Below are 26,141 nucleotides of genomic sequence, written 5' to 3' on the forward strand. Positions count from 1 at the left end.
GCCCCTAAACGGGCGCCTGTTTATTTTTTATCCACATATAATTTTCCCTTATGGTCAATGGAACAGAAGAATACTTCTTTAAAATCGTTAACTCCATTAGTTTGAAGCTCATTTTTTAGCCAGAAACGGGTTTTTCCGATCTTATCCAGATTTTTATCCTGCACCTTTCCGTCCATAATAAGGGGAAGAGGCAATCCTTCGTAGCGGACTTTTTCCTTTGCCGGTTTGGCCGGAGGATTGACTGTTTGCGCCTGGGCCTGAGTTTGAGCCTGTGCTTGCTTGGACTGTTTGTTTTTCTTCTTCTTGCCCGCTTGCCCCTGTTGTTTGGATGATTGGCTAGAGGACTGAGGCTGGGGCTGGGGCTGACTTGCCTGTTGAGTAGATAGTGATTGACCTTGCGGTAATTGCTGAGCTTGATTTTTTTGCTTTTCTACTACCGTAAGCTTTCCTGTAGTTTCCAAAATGGCGAATTCAACATCGGAAACATTCGTAATTTTGTTTTCGCGCAGCTGAAGGATTAAATCATCCAAATTATACCTTTGTTTCTTCATTTCTTTTCGGTTCAATTTTCCATTTTTAATCAAGTAACTGGGCTTTCCATCCATAAATACCCTGAACTTCCGGCTATAGAGCATGATATAGGCAAGGCCAACCTGAATCACGAGCAGGATGATGATGGGCAATAACCCTTCCCAGAAGGGCTTATCTTCATCCTCGATAACGAACACCGCAATTTCGGCAATCATTATGGAAATAACAAAGTCGAATACAGACAGCTTGCCGATTTCCCTTTTGCCCATAAGTCGAAGCACGATATAAACAATAACATACATGACAATGGTTCGAGTGGAAAGAATCAGAACGTCCATTGTAACATCCTCCTGTTCCCTGCTTGCACTGTTGCTCGACAGAACGAAAGGTTCAATGGGTATTCTGACCCTTACCTGCTGCTCTCATGCAATAAATCCTTGTCTAATTGCTGGCAATTCGCCATCGGCCTTGTCCCGGAAGGGATTACTGATCGCTAGGATTGAACTATTTCAAATCTTCCTTTAATTACGCCGCCGGTCATAGTAAAACAAAATAAACATATAAGGACGAAATGACCAGAGAAATCAAGGTGACCGGTGCCCCTACCTTAAGAAACTCCATATAAGAAAATGCTTTTCCTTCCTTCTTGGCCATTCCGGCCACGATCAAATTGGCCGATGCGCCGATCAACGTTCCATTGCCTCCCAGGCAAGCCCCTAACGCCAAAGACCACCAAACCGGGTTCAAAGCGGACGGAGCTACATCAAGCTGAGCTCCCATATCTTTGATTAGAGGAATCATAGTCGCTACGAACGGAATGTTGTCTATCGTTGCCGAAGCAAATCCCGAGACCCACAGAACGAGCATTGCGGTAAAAGCGATATCTCCTTCCGTAATCTGCAGCATCCCTGTAGCCAAACTGCGAATAACCCCGGCTTCAATTAATCCGCCAATGAGCACAAATAGTCCTGCGAAGAACAAAATGGTGACCCACTCTACCGTTTGAAGCATCTCTTCAACATCATTATCTTTAATAGCCACAAGCATTAGAATCGTAGCCCCGGCCATGGCAATTACGGCGACTTCAAGATGCAGGAGATGATGGATAAGAAAGCCGATAATCGTTAATCCAAGAACGATTAATGATTTTATAAGCAAGGGTTTATCCGTTATGTAGCTTCTTGCGCTCAGCTTCATCAATTCTTTGCGCTCCTTGGCCTGCACCTTGAGCTGTTTACCGTACAGCAGCTTGAAGAACAACAGGGTCACTCCAAGAATAATAAGAATAACCGGCGCCAGATGAATCAGAAAATCAATAAAATTAAGATGTGTGGCCGAACCAATCATTAGATTGGGAGGATCTCCGATAAGGGTTGCCGTTCCTCCCATGTTGGCCGAAATAATCTCGGCAATAAGGAAGGGAACCGGATTCAGCTTAAGAATACGTGTTATAGAAAACGTAATCGGCACCATTAGCAGCACAATAGTCACATTATCCAGCAAAGCCGAGCCCCCTGCAGTAAGCAAAGAGAGAAGAATCAGAATCCGGATCGGGTCCCCCTTGGCTTTCTGCGCCGCTCGGACCGCCAAATATTGAAAAACACCGCTTTTGCTCGTAATTCCTACAATGATCATCATGCCGATTAATAAAAATATCGTTTTCCAATCCACATAGGATTGATAGGCCGCCTCAAAATCAACCAGACCCAGGATGATCATCAGGATAGCGCCGGCCATGGCAATCACTGCCCGGTTCCATTTCTCCGCAACAATCAGTGCGTAGCTGACCAGGAAAATCACTACAGCAGCAACGACTTGCCAGGTCGCCGCTTCCATCGATAACTCGTTCATAGTTGCACTCCTTTGTGTTTCGATTGTGCTAATTGAAGATTATACATAAATCTTCCAATCCCGTCTATTACCTGCTCAACCTTTCCCTCCTTTGTACTAATCACTCCGGCTTGGCCATACAATGTACAAGGATGAGTTTTGCATTCCCAAAAGTAAGGAGGAAAGCTAAATGGAAACCAAGAACGACACTTCCCGTGTACGGATTCAATCCCCTATCCTGTCCGGCCTGCTGTATGCCTTCATCATTATGAGTATTGCGGCCGTCATTACTTCTCTTATCCTTATGCTAACGGATCAAAAAGAAGACGCGCTTCCTGCATACGCATACATTATCCATACCATTTCGTTATGCCTGGGAGGATGGGTTGCCGGCAGGAAGGCGGAGATGAAAGGATGGTATTACGGGGGGATTCTGGGGCTGGTCTATAGTGTGATTATAATTATGATCGGTTTCCTCGGATTTGATAAAGGCTTTGACTTAAACACGATTTTATTCAGCGCAGCGAGCTTCTTTATCGGGGCTCTGGGCGGCATTATAGGCGTAAATACCCATAAATAACTTACCATTTACAATCCGTCCTAATGTGATATAATACGGTTCGTTGTGTTTTTTGGCGACAGACAACCACATTAGGAGGCATCCATGATGTTTAACTTCCACTCTATGACAGGGGTAACCATCTGGACCATTGTTGCCGTCATTGTATTGTTATGGCTCGCTGCGAGAGCGAATCCCATAACGGTGGCCGGTTCTTTCGTACGGGAATTATTGTCATCCCGCAAATACTTTCTTCATTTTGCGGCTGTTATAGCCATCCTGTTAGTAAATAGGCTCGAGCTTTGGGTCGAGGAGAAATTACCTGCCCAGACCGATTTTACACCTGCCATCTTTCATTTGGAGGGTAATCTGGTAGCTTCCATACAGCACTTTTTTGAACATCCGACGCTGACATGGCTCTCTTCCTTCTTCTATGTTGTTGTCTTTCCGGCGGTCATGATCGTCTCCATTGCCGTATATACCTTTCACAAACGGCAATCTCTTTTTTATGCGGTTTGTTATGCCATAATCGGCAATTATTTGGTGGCGTTCCCGTTTTACCTGTTTTTCCCGGTTTTTGAAGTCTGGTCTTTCCATCCCGACGTACGTCTTCTGATTTTGGATTCGTTCCCGACCTTTGAAGAAACCTATCGTTCTCTATCAGGTCTGGATAATTGTTTCCCAAGCCTTCATACCTCGTTATCCGTTACTATGGCCGTCATCGCTTTTAAATCAGGGAACCGATTCTGGAGGTGGTTTGCGGGCCTAACCGCGGCCTTCATCATCTTTTCCATTTTCTATTTGGGGATTCATTGGGTTACGGATATGGTCGCAGGAGTTGTGCTTGGCGTTAGCGCTGCATTGGCAGGCATAAAAATCAGCGAAAGAAAGACAGGAAAATCCAAAGTGTACAGTTCTCGGAATGACAGCCTGGGACAGTAAATTGTCAATTGTTGGGGAGCTTGCGGAGAACAATGTGTATAACCGGGAGTCCGGACTTTACTGAGGATAAATGTACGAAACCATCTCTCAAACGTAAAAAAGAGCCTGAACAGGCTCTTTTTTGTTACCTCTATGTACATGATCTTCCTGCGGCGATACTCTTCTCTTATGATTCGGAGCTTGAGGAGACGACGGAATTAATCGCCGATCTTTCGAAGGTCATCTTGGTCGCATCATTCACCCGCAGCACGCACGTATCGTCTGTAATCTCGATAATCGTTCCGTGCAGCCCGCCGATGGTGATAACCTTGTCTCCCTTCTTCAAAGCTTGCAGCATCGTGTTTCTAGCTTTCTGCCTCTTCTGCTGCGGACGCAGCAACAAGAAATAGAGGATCAGGAACATTAAGGCAATCGGCCAGAGGGATAGAAGCAAATTGCCCGTACCCACTGGCTCAGCCGCCGCTTCAGCCATATATCTCATTAACATTCACCCCTTTCCACTTCGACCCCGATTTAGTTAAAATCCACTTGTGTTGTCATTCATTCCATACTGCTCGAAGAACTCATCCCTGAAGTCCTGTAAACGGTCTTCACGGATAGCTTGTCTTACCTTGCGCATCAATTCCAACAGAAAATGCAAGTTATGATACGTAGTCAGACGGATCCCGAACGTTTCATCCGCTTTCAACAGATGGCGAATGTAGGCACGGGAATAATTGGAGCAGGTGTAGCAGCTGCATTCCGGATCCAGAGGCCCGAAATCATCTGCAAACTTGGCGTTGCGGATCACCATCCGTCCCGAGCTGGTCATAACCGTGCCGTTGCGGGCGATCCGTGTCGGAAGGACACAATCGAACATGTCTATGCCGCGCATCGTTCCCTCTATCAACGCGTCCGGAGATCCCACTCCCATTAAATACCTTGGTTTCCCTGCGGGAAGCAAAGGAACGGTGTAATCCAGCACCTCGTACATCAATGCTTTAGGTTCTCCTACACTCAGTCCACCAATAGCATAACCCGGGAAATCCAACGAAGTCAACTCCGCCGCACTCTGTTTTCTCAAATCCTCATACATCCCTCCTTGAACAATTCCAAACAAGGCCTGTTCGTCCGGACGGGCATGACTTTGAAGGCAGCGTTCCGCCCAACGGGTGGTCCGTTCCAACGATTGCTTACAGTAGGAATGATCCGCCGGATAAGGAGGACATTCATCGAATGCCATCATGATATCCGAACCGAGCGCATTCTGAATTTCCATAGCCTTCTCCGGAGAGAGGAACAGCTTATCCCCGCTGAGATGAGAACGAAATTCAACCCCCTCTTCGGAAATTTTGCGCATTTCGTTCAGGCTGAACACTTGAAATCCGCCGCTATCGGTCAGGATGGGCCTGTCCCAATTCATAAAGCGGTGCAATCCCCCTGCCCGCTTAATGATTTCGTGACCGGGACGCAGGAACAGATGATAGGTGTTGCTTAAAATTATATGCGCGTCCATTTGCTTTAATTCTTCCGGGCTCATGGTTTTAACCGTTGCCTGAGTGCCTACGGGCATAAAAGTAGGAGTCTCTATCACGCCGTGAGGAGTATGGACACGTCCCAGGCGCGCTCCCGTTTGCTTGCAGGTTTTAATTAATTCATAAGTTACCGCCGCCATAACCGCTCATCCCTTTTCTCTTTTGCATTAAATGTTTTACCGGCTTGCCTGGCCGTTAATAGATAAACATGGCATCTCCAAAGCTGAAGAAACGATACTTGTGTTGAACAGCTTCCTCATAAGCTTTCAGTATGCGCTCACGACCGGCCATTGCGCTGATCAGCATCATTAATGTAGATTTCGGCAGATGAAAGTTCGTCAAGAGAGCGTCCACAAGCAGAAATGGCACCCCCGGGTATAGAAATATATCTGTCCACCCGCTGCAGGCCTTTATCTCTTGCAGTGCTTCCTTGTCCTGTACCATTGGTCCGGCTCCCAGTCCACAAACTCTTGCTGCCGTTTCCAATGTTCGCGCCGATGTTGTTCCCACAGCAATAACGCGGCCCCCGGAAGCCCTGGTTTCATTGATGGCATCGGCAGTCTCCTGGGGTAAGCTGTAGTACTCCGCATGCATTTCATGCTCCTCAACGCGGTCGACAGATACCGGGCGGAACGTTCCCAGACCAACATGCAGGGTTACATAAGCGATACGGACTCCTTGCCGCTGCAGCCTTTCCAAATATTCGGTCGTAAAGTGAAGCCCTGCCGTCGGGGCCGCCGCAGATCCTTCATGCTTCGCATAAACGGTTTGATAACGCTCCCGGTCTTCGAGCCTTTCCTTAATATAAGGCGGAAGCGGCATTTGTCCCAGGCGATCAAGAATCTCATTGAATATTCCTTGATACTCAAATCGCAGAACCCGGCTCCCCATTTCTCCCGCTTGCTCCACCACCGCTGTGAGCAGCGGCTGACCGGCGGAATCGGGGGCCCCCTCCGATGCATCGTCCGAACCGAACTCTATCCGTGAGCCTTCCTTGAATCGTTTGGCCGGCCGCAGCAATACTTCCCAGCGGTCTTCCCCCAACGATTTGAGGAGCAGTACTTCTGCCTTGGCACCGGTATCTGCTTTATAGCCAAAAAGCCGGGCTGGAATGACCCGCGTATCATTTAACACGAGTAAATCCCCGGCTTTCAAATAACTTTCCAGCTGCTCGAAAAGATGGTGTCCGATCCGGCCCGTCTGCTTATCCAGAGCCATTAACCGGGAATGAGTCCGGTTCTTCAGAGGTGTCTGAGCAATTAATTCCTCAGGCAGATGATAATTAAACAATTCTACATCCATAGCTATTATTCAGTCCTTAGTAATGGTAACTCCCTTATAGTAGTGTTCCAAAATTTTCTTATAATCATAACCTTGCTCCGCTAATCCGCGGGCACCCCACTGGGACATGCCCAGACCGTGGCCGTTGCCTTTGCCCCTGAATATAAATTTCTGGTCCTTGGTCGCCAGACGTACGTCACCGGCCCCGTTCAATACCAAGAACTCGTTGGGCAAAACGGCGCTTGGCGAACCACCTTGCACTGCGTACAAAGATAATGCGGATTCCGGGTAGGTCCGGGATACATCATTTGCTCCCAGTATAGTATACCTTCCCGTTTCTTCAATTTCAAACAGGGTGCTCGGAAGGCCTCCCATCAGCGTACGGATGGCATCGGGATACTGTACCCGGACGGCTTGGCCGTTAGCCTTAATTTCGAGAGCCCTTCCGCTAGGCCCCCGCTTGGATACCTCCAGGCTTCTGACCGGCCCGGCCAAAGGCTCCGCCAGCTGCTTATTCATAATACCGGTCATTTCAGCAGACGTATAGGTGCCTCTTATCCAGGAATAGGCATTGCTCTCAATCACTTCATCTAGAACAACGATTCTATCCCCCTGGTTTACTTTATCAACAGCAGAAGCTCTGTTCGTATCAGGAAAAGACCGGACATTAACCCCGTTCTCCGTAGGCTCGTAATAAGACATGCCCGCTGCGTTCTTGGACCCGGTATCCTTTAACAAATCGGATCGGATATACCCGGTCTTCCCGTTAGGCAGCCACACAAAGTACCAGGTAAGCTTGCCCTTCTCCGCTATCGAATCCGGACTGTTTACACTTGCGTAATTGGGGGCCGGATTTCCCCAAACCTCTTCGGATTCGGCGGTAATCCCGCCTCCGTTTGAATAAAATAACGGACTGAAAATTCCCTTGCCCATTACCATGACCTCTCCGGCGGTCGCATTAACGGCCTCGATCACATCGTCGAATTCTACACCATTGTAGGCCTGATCGATGGTACTGTCCGTCACATGGGCGATTTCATATTTCATTCCCTTCTCCAGAGCATAGCTGCGGGCAGTTACCGCTTGTGCCTTGAGAGCCTCCATGGGCCAGCCCTGGCCCATCTCCGTGCTCACGACGGAATATAAATAGTGTTCCAAAGGAAGCTCATTCACTACAGCAAGCTTCCCGCCGTATTGACTTAACTCGAGACTGCCGCGATAAGAGCGGTTGTCTTTCTCGGTTACTTTAATTCTGGATTGCTGGGATGATGAAATCCACAGCTTGCTGCCGGCATTGAATTGCAGATGCGGCAGCGTTTCTCCCATTCCCTGAGTACGATCATCCCGCTTAACCGCATACGGTTGCGAAGTATCGACCTGTACCAGCGCCAGCTGCGGCATCACCTGCAGAGCTTGTGCCTGTATGGCGGCCATTCCGGTCTGGTCGGCCTCTTGTCCAATCCACGCGGAGAAAGCCGGGTTCCCGGCGCCATCCTCATGATAAGCGAGCACAGCCGGCAGTCCGGCCTGCTGCAATTCCGTTACCCGGGCCGAAGCTTCCGCTTCCGTAGAATAAGTTCCCGCACTCCAACGGAGAGGGCCGGTCAGGGACTGGGCAGACGCCGATGCGGCCAAGGAGGAGTCGGCCTTTACCTTGTCCCGTGCCGCTGCGGCTAAAGCAGCATCGGCATAACCGCCGATACCAACCTGATATACTTCCTTACCCTGCTTGGCTGCAGCAAATAATGTGGAGGAATAGCCGGCTTTAACCAGTTTATCGTAATAGGCTTTAGCCGCCGTATACTGATCCGTCTCCATCAGAAGAACGCCATATTGATCCAGGCTTGCCCGCAGTGCCGACGGAGCCCCGTCCGGCACAATTGTGGGGCCGGCGGCTTGACGGAATCCGATGCTGAGCCCGCCATCGGTCGTGACGGTAACTGCAGGTACGGAAAGTTTATACTTAGGCGATTCAATATATAAAGCGACCCGGATCGTATCCGTAGTAGCGACGGAGGCTTTAGCCGCTGGAACCGGTCCCGGAAGTACCGGCGAGCATACAATGCTAAACGCAACTACCCATTTCAGCCATTTCGAACGCTTAGGTTGTGGTTGTGTCATTGACAGGTTGTCTCCTTCATCATTCAGTTTAACGTGAGAGCTATGGACAGCCCCTGTAGAATATAGACTCCTACTTCTGGAAAAAGTTGCACGCGCTTTCCCCTGAAACCCAAAAAACCTTATCACAGGCGATAAGGTTCATTCTTGCTCTTATCTCTTCCCCGACTCAGGTTCTTCCTTCTTATCCATTGGCAGATGAAGTTGACAGCTCCCCGATTCACAATCTTCGTTCCGTCCGAACAGCTTATACCGGTTGTCGGCGATCCACTTATAGATCCGATCAGCCACAGGACGGAGGAAAGGAATACGGTACAGAACCGCGATCCATCTCCACCCCCTAACCTTGGACATAATCCGGCAGACAGCCTCTGCCCCGCGGTAAACCTGATTCTGTTCATCGATAACATGCAACTGCGATTGCAGTTGTTCCGGAGTCAATCCTTCGGGAAGCTGCGAAATTTCGGCCTCCTGATAAGGAATCATAATCAGTTCACAGCCGACCTCCAGCCGGCTCAATGTATCCACCGTTCTTCTGCACAGCACACAATGGGCGTCGTAGAGTAAAGTAAGGCGCTGTCCGTTCTTCATTCCTTCTTCTCCGGCGGCTCTATTCCCAGATGTTGATAAGCATGAACCGTGGCCATTCTGCCGCGGGGAGTTCTCTGCAGGAAGCCGATTTGCAGCAGATAGGGCTCATACACATCTTCGATAGTCTGCCCTTCTTCCCCGATTGTTGCGGCAATCGTATCCAATCCGACCGGCCCCCCTCTGAAATGGGTAATGATGGCCTTCAGCATCTTATGGTCGATCTCGTCAAGCCCAAGCTTATCCACCTTAATTAAACGGAGGGCAACCTCGGCGATTTCCTTCGTAATCATCCCGTCCCCTTTGACCTGGGCGAAGTCCCTTACTCTCTTCAGCAGGCGGTTGGCAATACGCGGAGTGCCGCGGGAACGCATCCCGATTTCCATGGCCGCCTCGCCCACCATCTCCACCTGCAGAATTTCGGCAGCCCGGCTCACGATATAGGCAAGCTCCTCGTTGGTATAATACTCCAGCCGGCAGACCACCCCGAAGCGGTCTCGCAGAGGAGCGGACAACAGCCCTGCCCGGGTAGTAGCTCCAATCAGGGTGAACGGAGGCAAATCGAGACGGACGGAGCGTGCGCTAGGCCCTTTGCCGATAATAATGTCCAGAGCGAAGTCCTCCATCGCGGGATACAAGACCTCTTCCACGGTGCGATGCAGCCGATGAATCTCATCGATGAACAGCACATCCCCCTCTTGAAGATTGGTCAGGATCGCCGCCAGATCGCCCGGCCTTTCAATAGCCGGACCCGATGTTGTGCGAATGTTGACTTCCAGCTCGTTGGCGATAATATTCGACAAGGTTGTCTTCCCGAGACCGGGCGGACCGTAAAGCAATACATGATCCAGCGCTTCCTTGCGCATTTTGGCTGCTTCTATGTAAATTTTCAAGTTTTCTTTAGCTTGTGATTGTCCGATATATTCAGCCAAATATTTTGGACGAAGACTGAGCTCGACCGCCTGGTCCTCCATCATTAAATTAGCTGATATGATCCGTTCGTCCATGACTGGTCCTCCTTCTCCCTATGCTCCCCTCAGCCATTAACCTTGAAACAAGAGCTGCAGCGCCGTCTTCACGACCGTGTCTACCGGGTCCGAATCCGCCGCTCTCTGCTTGACCGCAGGCCATACTCTATCGATTTCTGCTTCCGAATACCCCAGCGCCATCAAGGCTTGCTTGGCCTCCTCTTCCGAGGCGGATAATCCTGACATAGGCCTGGAAACCGCACTGGACGCAAGATCGGCATTGCTCCAACCGGCCGTCAAGTCGCCGAGCTTATCCTTCAGATCGAGAATGAGCCGCTGCGCGGTCTTCTTCCCTATCCCCGGAAGCTTGGTCAAGAAGGAGATGTTCTCCTGACAGATCGCTGTAATGACCGCCTCCGGCTGACCCGCAGACAGAATTCCTATAGCTACCTTCGGCCCGATGCCGTTCACCTCGATCAGACGGCGAAACAGCGACTGCTCCTCTCTGGTAGCAAAACCGAATAACAGAATCGCGTCCTCACGGACATGCTGGTGGGTATACAGCGTAACCGGTTCGTCGGAATGTCCTCCCAAGGCGTAGGGATTGGCGCAATAAACCTGATACCCGACCCCGTGAACATCCAGAACGGCGTAATCCTTCTCCCGATGGACAAGTTGACCTCTCAAAAAATCTATCATCGTTTATATACCTCGTTCATTTTTTGCATAAGGACATAGGAATGGGAATGGCAAATGGCTACCGCCAAGGCATCGGCCACATCATCCGGCTTGGGGACTTGTGACAGCTTAAGAAGCATCTTGACCATCTCCTGCACCTGCTTCTTCTCTGCATTCCCGTAGCCGACTACCGCCTGCTTGACTTGAAGCGGGGTATACTCCGCCACCGGAAGTCCGTTCTGCGCCGCTGCCAGCATCAAGACTCCCCGGGCCTGCCCGACGGTAAAAGCGGTCGTAACATTCCGATTGAAATACAGCTTCTCTATGGCTACCGCCTCGGGCTTATATTTGTCAATCAATTGCAGCGTAGCGTCATAGACTTCCTTGAGCCGCAGGGAAGGCTCCGTGTGGGCCTCCGTCTGGATGCAGCCGTACTGTACCGGAACCAAGCGGCTTCCCAGCTTATCGATAAAAGCGAACCCGACAATCGCAATCCCCGGGTCAATTCCCAATATTCGCAACAGCTTTCCTCTCCATTCTCCGCTAAAGCCGGATACGGATATTATATCATCGGTATCCAATTGCCGTTATTCTCACGAAATATGATTAGGGCAGTCCGGGACAAGCTCGGTCTTCCAATCATTCCAATCATTCCAATTATAAATCTGCAGACTGGCGAACATATGTATTCCTTGTCATTATAACAGATATTCTCCTCAGTGAGTATACGCCGGGAGACTTTCCTTCCTTTTTGGCTTACGGAGAAGCCTGAGAAAAACAAACAGACAGAGAAGGAAAGAACTTTCCCTCTCTGCCTGGGCATTCGGAACTTAGATTTGTATTCCATTGCGATGCAAATGCTATTCGCTCTTGCCACCCTGAACCGCATAGTCGCTGAACGTGGAAATAACGCTGTTATAATCATCGAGGTCCAGAATCCGAATTCCGTCATACAACTGATTCAAGGTTTCGCTGGGAAGACTGCTTTTCAAATGCTGAACGTTAAGCTGGAAGAACGTCCGGATAATTTGCTCTCCTGCGGGCATTCCCTCAAACAAAGACAGATTGCCGTCCTTGTCGATTCCGAAATAAACATTCCCTTTGCATTTTTCCGACAAATCGTCTATCTGTTCCGTTAAATAAACCTGCTGATTGTCCTGCAAAGATATAACTGCCCTCGGGTTCTGTAAAGAATAGTCGGCAATTTCTCCGGGCTTTAGCCATCCGAGCTGCACGACCTCCTCCCCGCAAACGTAATTCTTCTGGTGAAAGACCAGCTTGGGCTCGTTATCCCGCATAAGGACGTCTAAGACGGCCTTATTGCCTTCCTGTGATTCCTCCGGAGAATCAACCCGGGAACTCCATACGGACAAAGATTTTTGCTCCTGCGTTCCGTTCGAAACCGTCCTGTTCTTGTTCCAATAATATGCCGAAGCCGTTACGGATACGCCCGCGGCCAAAATAACGAGCCCTAACGATAACCATCGTTTTTTTTGCTTTAGCAGCTTCTTGAGCTGTTTTAACAGGCTTGATAAGCTCACGGTAATCCCCTTCTTCTGAATTTTTTTTTAGTGTTTCCAGAATGAAGGGGATTATACGTTAATAACCGGATCTAGTAATTAATCCACGGTTGGTTGGTTTTCGTTTTTTTCACGGTGCTGCGTTTTTTCTTCTTGCGCGGGTAGGAATGCAGAGAGGCTTTGGTGCCGGATCCTCCTGTTTTGGTACGGCTATTCTTTTTTATTTCAGCGGTTTCCTTATTCTCTGCCGCCTCGCCCGGGGTCGGCTCTTCATTGTCCGTTCCTCTGGATTGGGAATGCTTCTCTTTGGAGAAGCCGCCGGCATACGGGGCATCCATAGGCCCGTATGTCCATGGGGCCGCCGGGGACCAGTAAGGCGCATAGTAAGGGTCTACTGCAGCAGCTCCATATTGGATTGCCGGCATCCCAAACGGTAGAGGGCCCATATTGGGAAAAGAACCCGCATTAGCGGCTGCCTCTAGATTCGGCATGGAATTTATCTTCGGTCCGGATTTGGCCTGCGCCGCCAAATTCGCATTTGGCGATGCAGACACATTCTCTGCCCCGCTCTTAGCTATCGGCCCGCTGTTCGGCCAGTGGCCCATCGGCTGCATATACCCGCCATCCTGCGGCCAATAGCTCATCGGCTGCATATACCCGCCATCCTGCGGCCAATAGCCCATCGGCTGCATGTTGCCCCCGTCATGCGGCCAATAGCCCATCGATTGCACATTGCCCACATTCTGCGGCCAGTGGCCCATCGATTGCACATTGCCCCCGTCATGCGGCCAGTGGCTCATCGATTGCACATTGCCCCCGTCATGCGGCCAGTGGCTCATCGATTGCACATTGCCCCCGTCATGCGGCCAGTGGCTCATCGATTGCACATTGCCCCCGTCATGCGGCCAGTGGCCCATCGATTGCACGCTGCCCACATTCTGCGGCCAATAGCCCATCGATTGCACATTGCCCACATCCTGCGGCCAGTAGCCCATCGATTGCACATTGCCCCCGTCATGCGGCCAGTGGCTCATCGATTGCACATTGCCCCCGTCATGCGGCCAGTGGCTCATCGATTGCACATTGCCTCCGTCATGCGGCCAGTGGCTCATCGATTGCACATTGCCCCCGTCATGCGGCCAGTGTCCTGCCGAATGTATATGACCGCCATCCTGCCAAGTTCCGGCCGGATTTTTATTCTCGGCCTTCCCTTTTTCCTGTACCGGGCTCACATTCGCCATAGGGCTAACGTTTGTCATCTGCACAGAATAAGGCTGAAGGCCCGGATAATCCGCATAGGAGGCATGATGATGCCCTTGGCATCCGCAATCGTGCTTACCCTTAGACTCGTAAGAATAAGGCGCATATTGCGGCTGCGGCAGTACATTCGGGTCAACTCCCGAAAGCTGCGGGAGGTTGGCATACTCATAAGGAGCGTTCAAGGCTGCCTCGTTAGACGTTGGCCAGGAGCTCCAGTCTTGATAAGGGCTCACTTGCGGCTCCACATTTGCATTCGCTTGAGCCCAGCCCGTATATTCCACGGCAGCTTCAACGGCAGGCACATTATACTGTTCAAACAAGTGCTCCGTATACATAATAGAAGGATATGAATGAGGAACCGATTCTTTCTCCAAGGGGGCAACCAAATTCACATTCTCCTCCAGAGCTTCCTGATGTATGTTTTCCTTAAACGGCAGAACGGACGGGTATGCTTTCTCCTCTTCCTTCTCTACCGCCACCTCTTTTATTTCTTCCAATTCCACGACTTCTTTCGGCTCGACCTTTTCCTTCAGAAGTTCTTGTACTTCTTTGGCCTCTTCTTTGATCTCTTCCTTAGCTTCCTTAACCTCTTCTTTAACTTCTTCGATCTCTTCCTTTACCTCCTCTGCCATCGGCAGAATTGGAGCTTCCGGCACAATCGGGGCCGTATTCTTCTTGTGCGGCGGTACAGGCATGGTCATTTCGGGCATAAGATTGGACTCCGCCATAGCATTCATCTCTGCCATCACATTCAGTTCCTGCAGTGAGGCTTCTCCAGGAACATTCGGTTGATTGCCCCCATCAGGATTCCACTTGGGGATATAAACCAATTGTCCGGTCATTAATATACTTGGATTTTTAAGCTGCGGATTGGCGTCAATCATAGCCTTGAGCGGAATTCCCCATTTTTTGGACAATTTCCACAAAGTATCCCCCTGCTTAACAATATGTTTATGTGCAATGTCGCTTTCGGGGGGTTCCATCGGTATGGAAGGGCTCGGAATTTTCACCTTCGTGCCGACATCAATTTTGTCCGGGTCTTCAATTTGCGGATTAAACTCGATCAATTTGTCGAGATCTACATTGTACTTCTTCGACAATTGATACAGCGATTCACCTTTCTTGACGATATGAATTTTCAAGCCTAAAACCTCCTTGTAATGTACGGAGCGAGCCGATGGCCTCAGGCCGACTTCTTCGGTAGCCGGTGTCTCCCGCTCCGCGCCTGGTGATTGAAGCTGGAATCAACCTGACCTTGCCCCCGGCACCTTCACCGTGCCCAGAAATGACATTACATTGTATGCAGGAAATAGGCTTTTGACATCCTTTACGCAAAAAAAACTCCCGCAAGACTAAACCGTCTCGCAGGAGCTTTGTACTTTATAAAAAATTATTCGTAAACTTTAACACCGTCAACTTCTACGATATTCCGGAACTCCTGAAGAAGACGGGTGGTGATCGGGCCTGCCTTTCCTTCACCGATGATGCGTGCGTCCACTTCCCGAACGGCAATCACTTCCGCTGCCGTACCCGTAAAGAACACTTCATCCGCGACATACACATCATGAAGGGTGAACGGTTCCTCTTTGACGGTGTACCCGATCTTTTGACAAATTTCAATAATCGCTGCCCGGGTAATTCCTTCCAGAGCTCCGCAATAGCATGGAGGAGTAAAGACGGTTCCACGCTTAACGATAAATATATTATCCGAGGAGCCTTCGGCTACATACCCTTGGGAATTGAGCATAATAGCCTCTCCGACCCCGGCCAAATTGGCCTGGATCTTAACCAGAATATTGTTCAAATAGTTCAACGATTTGATCTTCGGATTCAATGCATCCGGAACGTTGCGGCGAGTCGATACGGAAACGGTCTTCAAACCGTGAATGTATGCTTCCTCCGGATAGATGGAAAGCTGTTCAACGATAATGATGACGCTGGCTTTGGGCGAGCGCCGCGGGTCCAGACCGAGGTCCCCGGGACCGCGCGAAACGACAAGTCGGATATAGCCATCCTTCAATCCGTTCCTGCGAATGGTTTCCACTAAAGCTTGCTCCATCTCCGAGTACGTCAGGGGAATGTTGAGCATAATCGATTTGGCGGAATCGTACAATCGGTCCAGATGTTCTTTGCATTTAAAAATATTTCCGTTATAAATACGAATACCTTCGAAGATTCCGTCACCGTACAAAAAGCCGTGGTCATAAACGGATACGGTCGCTTCCTCTTTAGTTACATATTCCCCGTTTAGATAGATCCATTGTGACATGGATGACTACACCTCCATATGTGCTGTGTCAGAAGTTTCGTAATTATAGCTGGGATAAGAGCCCAGAATACGGACCTGGCAGCCCAGAGCCTCGATTTCCTCGATGGCTGCCGGCATCAGTACGGAATCCAAGGATCCTTCCGCATCGATATAGAAATAATAAGTTCCGAGCTTCAGCTTGGTCGGCCGCGATTCTATTTTGGACAAATTGATTCTCCTCCAGGCGAAAGCGGACAGCACTTGATGCAGGGCGCCCGGGTAATCTTCCGGAAGGGTTACAAGCAGAGTTGTCTTGTATTTATTTGCAACTTTGAGCGGCGGTGAAGAATTCCCCACCAGGATGAAGCGGGTGAAATTATTCTGGTGATCCGTAATGTTGGACGCCAGAAGCTCCAGTCCATACTGCTTAGCCGCCAGCTTCGTGCCGATCGCCGCGACAGCGGGGGAAGCCAACTCCCGAACTCTTCTTACTCCCTCCGCAGTGCTGCTGACAAATTCGAACTTGACCTCCGGCAGATGTGCCTGCAGGAAGTTACGGCATTGAGCGATAGCGACATCGATCGAAATGATTTTCTCAATTTCCGCAAGCCCGTTCTCCTGGGGTTGCTTGAAACCGATTAAATTCTGAATTGAGGGATAAATCCATTCCGCTTGGATCTGCAGGTCGCCAAGAACGAGCTGGTCAACATGCAGTTTGACGGAGCCGTCGATCGTGTTTTCAATCGGAATGACACTGACATCCGTGTGACCCGATACGGTAGCGTTATATACGTCCGATATAAAGCTGTATGGAATATATTCGTAAGACTCGTTATTGAAAAAATATTGTGCAGACTCTTGAGATACCGTTCCCTCGGGTCCAAGAAAGGCTATTTTGGTCACGCCCGGACCTCTCCTTTTTATCCTGTCGATCCTCTTTGGCCATTCCAACCTTAAAGTACATACTTACTGTCGGAATTCGCCAAAATATCGAGTTTTTTCTTCTGAATCTTAACACCTGCCATGCGAAATTGCAAGACAGCGGCCTGTTCCCCGGAAGCTAAACCGGTAGTTCATAGCCTGGCTTCCGGGCTGTTACGCACGTTATCCAGGAAGCTCCGCTGCTCATCGAAATGATTGAGTTCTTCAACCCCATGCAGGGCAGGCTTCAACCACATCGTCTGTGCCGGCACTCCCTCCCCTTGCAGCGTCGATAACAGAAAATGCTCCAGTTCGGAACGGCTTTCGCTCTCCGCGTCAACTAAAGCGAGAAGCGTAGGTCCTGCCCCGCTAAGAGCTACTCCTAATGCCCCATAATCCGTAGCCTTGTCCAGTATTGTCTTCATTCCCGGAATCAAGGAGGCACGGTAAGGCTGGTGAAGCGCATCCTTCATCGCATGGCGTATGACATCATATCGTCCGCTGCATAATGCAGCCACCAGCAAGGAAGTGTGGCTGACATTGAAGACGGCATCCTTCAGAGGAACCTGCTCAGGCAGAACCTTCCTCGCCTTGTCCGTAGACAGATGAAACTCCGGAATAGCGACGAGCACCTCTAGATTCGGCCGCGGTTCTATCCGGATATATTCCGCCCGCGAACCATCCCAATAGGCCGTTATAATGCCTCCGAACAAAGAAGCACCGACGTTGTCGGGATGCTTCTCCAAGGCACTGGACATCTGGAACAGCTTGTCATCCGAAAGCGGACTGCCGATCAGCCGGTTCGCCGCCGCCATCGCTCCGACGATAGCCGATGCGCTGCTGCCCAGACCGCGGGTAAGCGGGATCTCGCTGTAAACGGATATTTCCAATTCCGGGCATTCTACTCCCGCCTCCGCAAATACCATTTGTGCTACCTTATAAATCAAGTTGCTTTTATCGGTCGGCACCTGCTCCATATGATCTCCGTAGAGCTGAATCTCCGTGCGATCGGATGCCTTCATTTCGATCCAAGCATACAGGTTGAGGGCCATTCCGAGGCTGTCAAATCCCGGTCCGAGATTGGCGGTACTGGCGGGAACCTTGACGCGGACTTTTGCCTTGTTCATGTCGTTCACTCCGGTTTCTTATTACGATTCGAGCTTACGGATAGCTTCCATAACGGCCTGTTCGTTGTCTTCGACAACAAGCGGCTCCGATTCTACGCTCTTGATGGCGATATTCGGATCCTTAAGCCCATGTCCGGTCAGAACGCATACCACGGATTCTCCACCTGTAAAATAACCTTCCTTATTGAGCTTCATCACCCCGGCTATCGAAGCGGCCGAAGCCGGTTCGGCGAAAATTCCTTCCTTGGAGGCAATGGTTCGGTATGCGTGCAGAATTTCTTCATCCGTTACATAATTAATCTGCCCTCCGGACTCCTCGGCCGCATTAACGGCACCTGTCCAGCTCGCCGGGTTGCCGATCCGAATCGCCGTAGCTACCGTCTCCGGCTCGCGGATAGGCTCGCCTTTAACGATGGCCATGGCACCTTCGGCCTCAAAGCCGATCATCTTAGGCAGGGAAGAGGTTTTGCCAAGCTCATTGTATTCCTTGAATCCTTTCCAGTAAGCCGTAATGTTCCCGGCATTCCCTACCGGTATGGCCAGATAATCAGGCGCCTTGCCAAGCTGATCGCAAACCTCGAATGCGGCGGTTTTCTGACCTTCAATCCGATATGGATTTACGGAGTTAACCAATGTGATCGGATGCTTGGCCGTAATTTCCCGGACGATTTCCAGAGCACGGTCGAAGTTCCCTTCAATGGCGATTACCTTGGCGCCATAAATTATCGCCTGGGCCAGCTTGCCGAGAGCAATATTATTGTTAGGGATGAGGACGATACAGTTTAAATTGCCGCGTGCCGCATAGGCGGCTGCAGCAGCGGAAGTATTCCCCGTCGATGCGCACATAATCGTCCGGCTTCCTTCCTCCATTGCTTTGGCAACGGCCATAACCATGCCGCGGTCCTTGAAGGAACCGGTCGGATTAAGCCCCTCGTATTTGAAATAAACGTCCAAATCCAGCTCATCCGACAGCTTCTCCGCGCGAACGAGCGGAGTATTTCCCTCATGAAGAGTAATCATTGGGGTACGATCCGTTACGGGTAAATAAGCTTTGTAAGTTTCAAGCAATCCTAGATATCTCATCTTTTCAGACTCCTAATTATAAATTTATATCTTCTTCGGATATCAGCCTTCCACACGATACACGCTTTGCACTCTATCAATGCCGTCCAAAGTTTGGAAATCCTCAAGCACCTTCGTCATGCTCGCCTGGTTGGCGTCATGGGTAATAATAATCAGCTCCGCTTTCGGATTGTTCGGGTTCGGCTGCTGCAGCACCGACTCCAGGCTAACCTCATGCTGTGCGAATACTTTGGCAATTTTGGCAAGCACTCCGGGTTCGTCCTCCACATGGAGCAGCATAAAGTTTTTATAATCGACCTGTTCCGCCGTTCTGAGCTTCTTCTCTTTATACGGGGTAAAGACTCTGCGGCCGCTGACTCCCAGATTCCGGTTCTTGGCTACCGCCACCAGATCGGCCACAATCGAGGTGGCCGTAGGCAGCTCGCCGGCACCCGGCCCATAGAACATCGTCTCTCCCACAGCTTCGCCATATACATAGACAGCATTAAATACTCCGTTAACGGAGGCCAACGGATGGCTTCTGTTAACCATCGTAGGCTGTACCGTAACGCTGATCGAGTCATCCTTGCGTTCCGCTATTCCAAGAAGCTTCACTTCATACCCGAGCTTCTTCGCATACAGAATGTCCTCTTTCGAAATCGAGCTGATTCCCTTAACACTCACATCGTCCAGAGATACATTGACGTTAAAGCCCAGTGTGGCGAGAATCGTCATTTTCCTGGCGGCATCGAGCCCCTCCACATCGGATGTTGGGTCAGCCTCGGCATACCCCAGCTCCTGAGCTTCCTTCAGAACATCCTCGTAGGAAGCCCCTTCCTGGCTCATTTTGGTTAAAATATAATTGGTAGTGCCGTTCACAATTCCCATAATTTTCGTAATTCTGTCCGAGGCAAAGCCTTCCACCAGCGTACGGATAATGGGTATTCCCCCTGCCACGCTCGCTTCATAGAAGACATCGCAGCCGTTCTCCGCTGCCTTGGCGAGAATCTCCTGCCCGTGAAGAGCCATTAAATCCTTATTGGCGGTGACTACATGCTTGCCGCGGCTCAGGGCTTCAAGTATATAGGTTCTGGCGGGCTCAATTCCCCCCATAACCTCCACAACAACATCAATCTCTTCATGGTTGATAATCTCCCACGGATCCTCCGTAAGCTTATCCGGTCCGACAGTAATGCTTCTCTCCTTGCTGCGGTTCTTGACCAGAATCTTCTCTATGGTGAGAGAAGAACCCGTTTGCATGACCAAATCTTCCTGGTGTCCTTCCACAATCCGGACCACGCCCGTCCCTACCGTTCCCAAACCAAGCAATCCCGCTTTTATCGGCTTCATCCACTATTCCCCCATCTTCCAGTCTTTCTATTCTCGTGTATATATGCCCGGCCCTATTAGCTAGGCAAATGAAGCTACTGCAGGTCTGTCCGGAATTCCGGCACCCGCAAGGAAATACATCGCACTAAAATAAATCTGATCGCGGTTCTCTTGAATGGAGATTCCCGTCCATCCTGCTCTCGTATCCCGCCAATGAGTGGAAATCGTCCCGTTCCCGGTCTCCCGAACCGGTCGGACAAAGCTATCCCTGCCCGATGACGAGTGCTTTGCGAACCCCGTCCATATTATTCAAGGCTTCCAGCATGCCGCTAATCGGATCGTCCATTCGGGAAGTATCTACAGAAATAACGACGTTAGCCATCCCCTGCAGCGGGATGCTCTGATGAATAGTCAGCACATTCCCTTCCAGGCCGGCAATACAAGCCAGCACCTTGGACAAAATGCCTGAACGGTGCTCCAGATTCATGGAGACCGTCACAATTCTCTCCCTGTCCACCTTGTTCAAAGGATAGATGCCGTCTCTGTATTTATAGAAGGCGCTTCGACTGATCCCGACTTTATCGACAGCTTCATGGATCGTCTTCGCTTCGCCCCGGGCCAGCAGGTCCTTGGCCTCCATCGTTTTCAGAACGGCTTCCGGCAATATATCTTCTCTAACCAGATAAAAAGGCTCCCTTTCATTTCTAGCGGACATATTGCCAATCGTCCTCCCCATACATACTTTTGTTTCTATATAGTGGACATTATAACGGATACCCCGCTTGGTGGCAATAGGCAATTATTAACCGCGAGCATGTGCAAAAAGAAAAAACGCAGCCTCGCCTTCCCTCATGGAAAGGCGGTCTGCCTATTTCTTGGGGTCACGAGTTTCAATCGTGATTCCCAGGTGAGACTATTGTCTCTCCAGCCCAGCCCCTGTGGGCGGTTATCCCCTATAATCAGATTAAAGGCCGTCTTTACCCCTGCTCAACAAACTCGAACTCAAAATCTCCAATCCGGATAATGGTTCCGTCGGTAGCTCCGCGTTTGCGCAATTCATCGTCAACGCCCATCTTGCGCATAATACGGGCGAACCGCATCACCGCATCATGAGAGCCGAACTGGGTTCGTTTCAACAAGTTCTCAATAGTGGGACTTTCAACGACATAGACTTCGTTCTCCCGACGGATAGTGAAGCCTGTATCGGTCTTTTCTTCGTAACGGTAGATCTTCCGTTCTTCCGCTTCCGGCACTTCTTCCACATGCGGTGCGTCGGGAATGGCGTCCAATTGATCTGCCACCTTGTAGATCAGCTCCTGGATTCCTTCGCGCGTAGCTGCGGAGATAGGAAGCACTTCCTCGATTCCATGGTTCTCCAGCAGAAGCTGCCTAAAGCGCTGCAGCTTCTCTTCCGCCCCAGGAATATCCATTTTGCTGGCAACTACCAACTGCGGACGTTCCTCCAACTTGGCATTATAAAGCTTGATTTCCTCGTTGATCTTGAGCCAATCGTCATAGGGATCTCTTCCCTCTTCCTCAGTGACAGCCATGTCCACAACATGGACAATGATCCGGGTGCGCTCGATATGGCGCAGAAATTCATGGCCCAATCCCACACCTTGATGAGCGCCTTCAATCAGGCCCGGCAAATCCGCCATGACGAAGCTTCTTCCGTCCCCGACGTCCACCACTCCCAGATTGGGTGTCAGGGTAGTAAAGGGATAATCCGCAATTTTCGGCCGTGCGGCCGAAACGACGGAAAGCAGTGTGGATTTGCCCACGCTTGGAAAACCGACAAGCCCTACATCGGCCATCACCTTCAATTCAAGGATAACCCACCGTTCCTGGCCTTCCTCACCCTTCTCGGCAATTTCCGGGGCCGTATGCTTGGCGGTAACAAAGCGGGTATTTCCACGTCCCCCTCTTCCACCCTTGGCGACTACAACTTCTTGACCGTGTGTGGTAAGATCGGCGATGATCTCTTGAGTATCGTCATCGATAACGACCGTTCCCGGCGGCACCCTAACGATCATATCTTCCGCATTGGCGCCATGCATCGATTTATTCCTTCCTTTAACGCCGCGCGGAGCCTTGAAATGACGCTGATACCGAAAATCCATCAGCGTCCGCAGCCCTTCGTCCACGCGAAAGATGACGTCGCCTCCGCGTCCTCCGTCTCCACCCGCCGGACCGCCTTCGGGAACATATTTTTCCCTCCGGAAGGCAACTATTCCGTCTCCTCCATCGCCGCCTTTTACGTAAATCTTGGCCTTATCTACAAACATAAACGGTTCACCCCGAATTTCCTACATCTATAGTATAGATACGCACAGCTTGTTCTCATATCCGGCCCGCTGCATTCTTAAATCGGCAGGTAAGCACGACATGGTTCTGACCGATTTCCTCCTCTATGTAAACCCGGCTGTTATTCCGGCGTTTCTTCATCGCCGTCACAGCCTCTCCCAGCAGATCCTCGCGATAATTTCCGTCATAGACAAAGTCAAGCAGCAAGTCCGTGTCCTCCAGCCCTATTTCGATGCTTAGCCGGTTTGGTTCCCCGTCGCTCCCTTGCGCACAGCCGCAGAAACATTCCACGGTCTCCTTCAGCAGGGAGGTCACCCCGTCCTTCTCTACATTTAGCTGTGCCAGATTAATTTCCTGCTCAACGTTTACCTCCAATTCCAGCGGGCGCTTGTCCGCACGAAATGACATCAAATACGCGATTAACGAAGAAGAGCCCAACTTGGCCATGCAGCTTTCCTGATGCATTCTTGCTTTTATTTTATCCATATAAGGCTGCATACTATCAAATTTCTTGAGCTTCATTAAACCGAGCAGCACTTGAAAATCATTCATCCAATCATGCCGATGATGACTCACCGTCTGTATAAGCCGATCATCACAGGCCGCTTGCCGGCGGGCTTGCTCCAGCCTGAGGAAAGCATAACCGCTTACAACCAGCAGTGCAGCGAACGACCAGCGTGCAAAAAATGGCATCGCAAATGCAGCAAGACTTAATAATGAGGCAACAAAAATAACCAATGTCAATGCCTGCAGCAATTTCATCCGGTTCATGGCTTGCACCGTCCCCTATGGATTCCACATTGTTCAAGTATAGCATTTTCCTACTCGAACTGCATCCGCCTAACTTAAGAATGATCCGGCGAATGTCATGGGACACACTGTTCAGAGCGAAAAAAACTCCGGCAGAAGCTGCCGGAGTCTGTTCACCGTTGATTATCTTTCTACTGCTGCTGCTACAGGGGCAGCTTCAGCCGGGTAGACGCTCACTTTCTTGCGATCGCGGCCCCAGCGTTCAAACTTAACAACGCCTTCCACTTTCGCAAACAAAGTATCGTCGGAACCGATGCCGACATTCGTTCCCGGATGAATCTTGGTTCCGCGTTGGCGAACCAGGATGCTTCCTGCCGTTACCAATTGGCCGTCGGCACGCTTGACACCCAGACGCTTGGCAATGCTGTCACGTCCGTTCTTCGTGGAACCGACACCCTTCTTCGATGCGAACAACTGAAGATTTAACTTCAACATGTCTGTCTACCTCCTTTTCCCAATTTATTCTTAACCGTTATATAGGAACCGTATGATTGTTCAATGGATTTCAACGTGACCACCATAGCTTCCAGCAGCAGCTGAAGCTTCTCCTCTTGCTCCTGCGGGAGTCCGTCCGGAAAGCAGGCCGTAAGCCAGCCGCTCTTCATCTCGGTGTCCGGTGCAATGCCTAGCAACTCTTCAACGGCATTAATCGTTCCGACCGTTACGGCCGAAACACCGGCACAAACGATATCTTTGCCGGATTCGGCAAAGTCGGCATGTCCTTTCACTGAGAAGGATTCAATGGTCTCATCCGATGCCCGTCGCGTAATGATTACTTTAATCATCGGAAGGCTCCGGTTACGCTTGAATCTTTTCGATCACTACTTTAGTGTACGGTTGACGGTGTCCTTGCTTGCGGCGATAGTTCTTCTTAGCTTTGTACTTGTAAACGATCACTTTGCGGCCTTTGCCCTGCTTCTCCACTTTCGCGGAAACCGAAGCGCCGGATACGACCGGAGATCCGATCGAAACGCCTTTGTCTCCCGAAACGAGAAGAACACGGTCGAAAGTAACCACATCGCCTTCGTTAACATCCAGCTTCTCGATGTAAATAGCATCGCCTTCTTGAACCTTGTACTGCTTTCCGCCAGTTTCGATAATTGCGTACATTCGTTGCACCTCCTCATGTCTCAGACTCGCCATCGTCCAGGTGGCCTTGCCCTTGCGGAGCCCGGTCTCTTGATAACCCGACATGCGCGGTTACAGCATGCTGCTGCAACATACTGAATCATTCTATCATATTATATCCCGTAAATCAATTCAAAAAATTAACGATAGCCCATCGGGTGGCCGGAATTCTTCTGCCCATTCAGCCGAGGCGGGCAAGCACCTCTTCCAGCCCCATATCCTTCATGGAGCTCAGGCGCAAGTCATAATGTCCGAAGGTCAATTGCTCAGTCAGCTTGTTCGGGACAATGACACAACGCATATTAGCTCTGAAAGCAGCCAAAGCCCCATTAGGAGAATCTTCAAAGGCGACTGCCTGCCGCGGATTCACCCCCAAGGCATCCAGCACGTTGAGATAAAGCTCGGGATCGGGCTTAACGCGAACCGCATCTTCATGCGTCCGGATACATTCAAAATACGGAACCAGCCCCAGCTCCTCCAAATTCGGCATCACCCAACTCGAAGGGGCGCTCGAGGCCAAGCCGATCCGTAATCCCATCCTCTGTGCGGCTTGCAAATAATCCTCCACCCCGGGTCTGGTCTTCTCCGTATGAATAAGTTCAGCATAGATTTCTCTCCGGCGTTCTCTCAGACGTTCTCGTTCCAGCGTCCTGCCGATGGAAGATTCCAGGTAGGAGTATGGGCAGAAGGTATTCGTATCCCCGCCGATTCTGCTGCTGTATAATTCAAGGGGCAGCTCTACTCCATATTCTCCAAGCAGATTAACAAATGAATAGTATTCATACGTTTCCGTATCCCGGATCAGTCCGTCAAAATCGAAAACAACCGCTCGGATCATCCATGTCTCTCCTTCCCTAAAAAAGAGATGTATTATTTTATTACGTTATCACTTTACCATATTAAAATAATATCATATTATTTACCTTTGGCAACCTTCTTGCTCCATATAATCCCTTTTTTTCTAAGTCCTTTTGTTTCTCAATACCCGGGAAGTCTTTCCTACCTGGATCAACGGGCCCATGCCTTTCCTTTCGAGGAGGCACAATAGACCTACGCCTTTCTTTTTTCAACATCAGGCAGCCTTTTATGATAAATGTAAAATAACTCCATTTTACGAACTTTGTTTTTGGCCAAAGCCTGCAAAAGTGCATCCTTTTGGACGAATTGATTCCGTGTCCGCTGCAAAGCCTGCGAATCTGCATCTTTCTTCTCGTTTAAAGGGAGTTCGGGTTGATCTTATAGGTAAATTCGTGCATTTTCGCAGGCTTTTCCCCATAATGTTCTGAATCGATTCATAATAACTGCATAATCGCAGCAATTTATCTTCCGCCTATGAGGTAGTTGTGAAGTTTCGTTCGTTTCGTTATCTGAAGCATAAGAGACTCTCTTCGATCTTGATAGAATTTTGGTCAGGTTCGACCTG

General features: G+C 50.1%; 26 protein-coding genes and 1 other annotated feature. Of the genes, 2 read left to right on the forward strand and 24 right to left on the reverse strand.

Annotated elements, in window-relative coordinates; translation table 11 throughout:
- Positions 1–20: 20 nt before the first annotated feature.
- A complete protein-coding gene (locus ACFQ03_RS18790; RefSeq protein WP_379290112.1) occupies positions 21–869 on the reverse strand; it encodes a DUF421 domain-containing protein in 849 nt (282 codons plus the stop codon).
- A 199-nt stretch (positions 870–1,068) separates the two neighbouring features.
- Positions 1,069–2,382 carry an ArsB/NhaD family transporter gene (locus ACFQ03_RS18795; protein ID WP_379290114.1) on the reverse strand — a complete coding sequence of 438 codons (1,314 nt, stop codon included), beginning with the start codon at positions 2,380–2,382 and terminating at the stop codon, positions 1,069–1,071.
- Between the two features lie 169 nt (positions 2,383–2,551).
- Here ACFQ03_RS18795 and ACFQ03_RS18800 point away from each other — a divergent pair, with 169 nt between their 5' ends.
- Together ACFQ03_RS18800 and ACFQ03_RS18805 are read left to right on the forward strand one after the other, a co-directional pair.
- A complete protein-coding gene (locus tag ACFQ03_RS18800) occupies positions 2,552–2,941 on the forward strand; it encodes a TIGR04086 family membrane protein (RefSeq protein WP_144936007.1) in 390 nt (129 codons plus the stop codon).
- Positions 2,942–3,025: 84 nt separating this feature from the next.
- Positions 3,026–3,862, forward strand: coding sequence for a phosphatase PAP2 family protein (locus tag ACFQ03_RS18805; protein ID WP_379290116.1), 837 nt, complete (start codon positions 3,026–3,028; stop codon positions 3,860–3,862).
- 166 nt (positions 3,863–4,028) lie between these two features.
- On the opposite strand, the gene yajC is transcribed toward ACFQ03_RS18805, so the two are convergent.
- From yajC to ACFQ03_RS18915, 22 genes are all read right to left on the reverse strand, one after another.
- Positions 4,029–4,343: a preprotein translocase subunit YajC gene (gene yajC, locus ACFQ03_RS18810; protein WP_379290118.1), complete on the reverse strand. Its 315-nt coding sequence runs from the start codon at positions 4,341–4,343 to the stop codon at positions 4,029–4,031.
- A gap of 36 nt (positions 4,344–4,379) precedes the next feature.
- A complete protein-coding gene (gene tgt / locus ACFQ03_RS18815) occupies positions 4,380–5,516 on the reverse strand; it encodes a tRNA guanosine(34) transglycosylase Tgt (RefSeq protein WP_379290120.1) in 1,137 nt (378 codons plus the stop codon).
- Positions 5,517–5,571: 55 nt separating this feature from the next.
- Entirely contained in the window at positions 5,572–6,678 is a 1,107-nt protein-coding gene (queA, locus tag ACFQ03_RS18820) for a tRNA preQ1(34) S-adenosylmethionine ribosyltransferase-isomerase QueA (RefSeq protein ID WP_379290122.1), read from the reverse strand.
- Between the two features lie 9 nt (positions 6,679–6,687).
- Positions 6,688–8,778, reverse strand: coding sequence for a SpoIID/LytB domain-containing protein (locus tag ACFQ03_RS18825; protein ID WP_379290124.1), 2,091 nt, complete (start codon positions 8,776–8,778; stop codon positions 6,688–6,690).
- A gap of 150 nt (positions 8,779–8,928) precedes the next feature.
- Complete coding sequence (locus tag ACFQ03_RS18830) at positions 8,929–9,366, reverse strand: thiol-disulfide oxidoreductase DCC family protein (RefSeq protein ID WP_379290126.1); 438 nt, start codon at positions 9,364–9,366, stop codon at positions 8,929–8,931.
- On the reverse strand, positions 9,363–10,370 hold the full coding sequence (gene ruvB / locus ACFQ03_RS18835; RefSeq protein WP_379290128.1) for a Holliday junction branch migration DNA helicase RuvB: 1,008 nt from the start codon (positions 10,368–10,370) through the stop codon (positions 9,363–9,365). Before ruvB ends, ACFQ03_RS18830 begins: the two co-directional genes overlap by 4 nt.
- 36 nt (positions 10,371–10,406) lie before the next feature.
- Positions 10,407–11,030 carry a Holliday junction branch migration protein RuvA gene (ruvA, locus tag ACFQ03_RS18840; RefSeq protein ID WP_379290130.1) on the reverse strand — a complete coding sequence of 208 codons (624 nt, stop codon included), beginning with the start codon at positions 11,028–11,030 and terminating at the stop codon, positions 10,407–10,409.
- Positions 11,027–11,530, reverse strand: a complete 504-nt coding sequence (gene ruvC, locus ACFQ03_RS18845; RefSeq protein ID WP_379290132.1) for a crossover junction endodeoxyribonuclease RuvC — start codon at positions 11,528–11,530, stop codon at positions 11,027–11,029. Before ruvC ends, ruvA begins: the two co-directional genes overlap by 4 nt.
- Before the next feature lie 339 nt (positions 11,531–11,869).
- Complete coding sequence (locus tag ACFQ03_RS18850; RefSeq protein WP_379290134.1) at positions 11,870–12,550, reverse strand: BofC C-terminal domain-containing protein; 681 nt, start codon at positions 12,548–12,550, stop codon at positions 11,870–11,872.
- Positions 12,551–12,621: 71 nt separating this feature from the next.
- Positions 12,622–14,931 carry a LysM peptidoglycan-binding domain-containing protein gene (locus ACFQ03_RS18855; protein WP_379290136.1) on the reverse strand — a complete coding sequence of 770 codons (2,310 nt, stop codon included), beginning with the start codon at positions 14,929–14,931 and terminating at the stop codon, positions 12,622–12,624.
- A 248-nt stretch (positions 14,932–15,179) separates the two neighbouring features.
- A complete protein-coding gene (gene ilvE, locus ACFQ03_RS18860) occupies positions 15,180–16,058 on the reverse strand; it encodes a branched-chain-amino-acid transaminase (protein WP_144935973.1) in 879 nt (292 codons plus the stop codon).
- 6 nt (positions 16,059–16,064) lie between these two features.
- Entirely contained in the window at positions 16,065–16,940 is an 876-nt protein-coding gene (pheA, locus tag ACFQ03_RS18865) for a prephenate dehydratase (RefSeq protein ID WP_144935970.1), read from the reverse strand.
- A gap of 170 nt (positions 16,941–17,110) precedes the next feature.
- Entirely contained in the window at positions 17,111–18,085 is a 975-nt protein-coding gene (thrB, locus tag ACFQ03_RS18870) for a homoserine kinase (protein ID WP_144935967.1), read from the reverse strand.
- Between the two features lie 21 nt (positions 18,086–18,106).
- Positions 18,107–19,168 (reverse strand): threonine synthase, encoded by a 1,062-nt coding sequence (thrC, locus tag ACFQ03_RS18875; protein WP_379290140.1) that lies wholly within the window; start codon positions 19,166–19,168, stop codon positions 18,107–18,109.
- 42 nt (positions 19,169–19,210) lie between these two features.
- Positions 19,211–20,497 carry a homoserine dehydrogenase gene (locus ACFQ03_RS18880; protein ID WP_144935962.1) on the reverse strand — a complete coding sequence of 429 codons (1,287 nt, stop codon included), beginning with the start codon at positions 20,495–20,497 and terminating at the stop codon, positions 19,211–19,213.
- A 241-nt stretch (positions 20,498–20,738) separates the two neighbouring features.
- The gene (locus tag ACFQ03_RS18885; protein ID WP_144935959.1) at positions 20,739–21,191 is read right to left on the reverse strand and encodes an ACT domain-containing protein; all 453 of its coding nucleotides are present in this window, start codon (positions 21,189–21,191) and stop codon (positions 20,739–20,741) included.
- A gap of 262 nt (positions 21,192–21,453) precedes the next feature.
- Complete coding sequence (gene obgE, locus ACFQ03_RS18890; protein WP_144935957.1) at positions 21,454–22,761, reverse strand: GTPase ObgE; 1,308 nt, start codon at positions 22,759–22,761, stop codon at positions 21,454–21,456.
- A gap of 55 nt (positions 22,762–22,816) precedes the next feature.
- Positions 22,817–23,551, reverse strand: coding sequence for a Spo0B domain-containing protein (locus ACFQ03_RS18895; RefSeq protein ID WP_379290143.1), 735 nt, complete (start codon positions 23,549–23,551; stop codon positions 22,817–22,819).
- A 162-nt stretch (positions 23,552–23,713) separates the two neighbouring features.
- The gene (gene rpmA, locus ACFQ03_RS18900; RefSeq protein WP_144935952.1) at positions 23,714–24,025 is read right to left on the reverse strand and encodes a 50S ribosomal protein L27; all 312 of its coding nucleotides are present in this window, start codon (positions 24,023–24,025) and stop codon (positions 23,714–23,716) included.
- A complete protein-coding gene (locus ACFQ03_RS18905) occupies positions 24,019–24,375 on the reverse strand; it encodes a ribosomal-processing cysteine protease Prp (protein WP_379290145.1) in 357 nt (118 codons plus the stop codon). Before ACFQ03_RS18905 ends, rpmA begins: the two co-directional genes overlap by 7 nt.
- A gap of 13 nt (positions 24,376–24,388) precedes the next feature.
- Positions 24,389–24,700: a 50S ribosomal protein L21 gene (gene rplU / locus ACFQ03_RS18910; protein ID WP_144935946.1), complete on the reverse strand. Its 312-nt coding sequence runs from the start codon at positions 24,698–24,700 to the stop codon at positions 24,389–24,391.
- Between the two features lie 12 nt (positions 24,701–24,712).
- Positions 24,713–24,802 (reverse strand) — a sequence feature (ribosomal protein L21 leader region).
- 97 nt (positions 24,803–24,899) lie between these two features.
- Positions 24,900–25,556, reverse strand: coding sequence for an HAD family hydrolase (locus ACFQ03_RS18915; protein ID WP_379290147.1), 657 nt, complete (start codon positions 25,554–25,556; stop codon positions 24,900–24,902).
- Between the last annotated feature and the right edge of the window lie 585 nt (positions 25,557–26,141).

This window comes from Paenibacillus residui, from assembly GCF_042677205.1.
Taxonomy (GTDB): domain Bacteria; phylum Bacillota; class Bacilli; order Paenibacillales; family NBRC-103111; genus Paenibacillus_L; species Paenibacillus_L residui.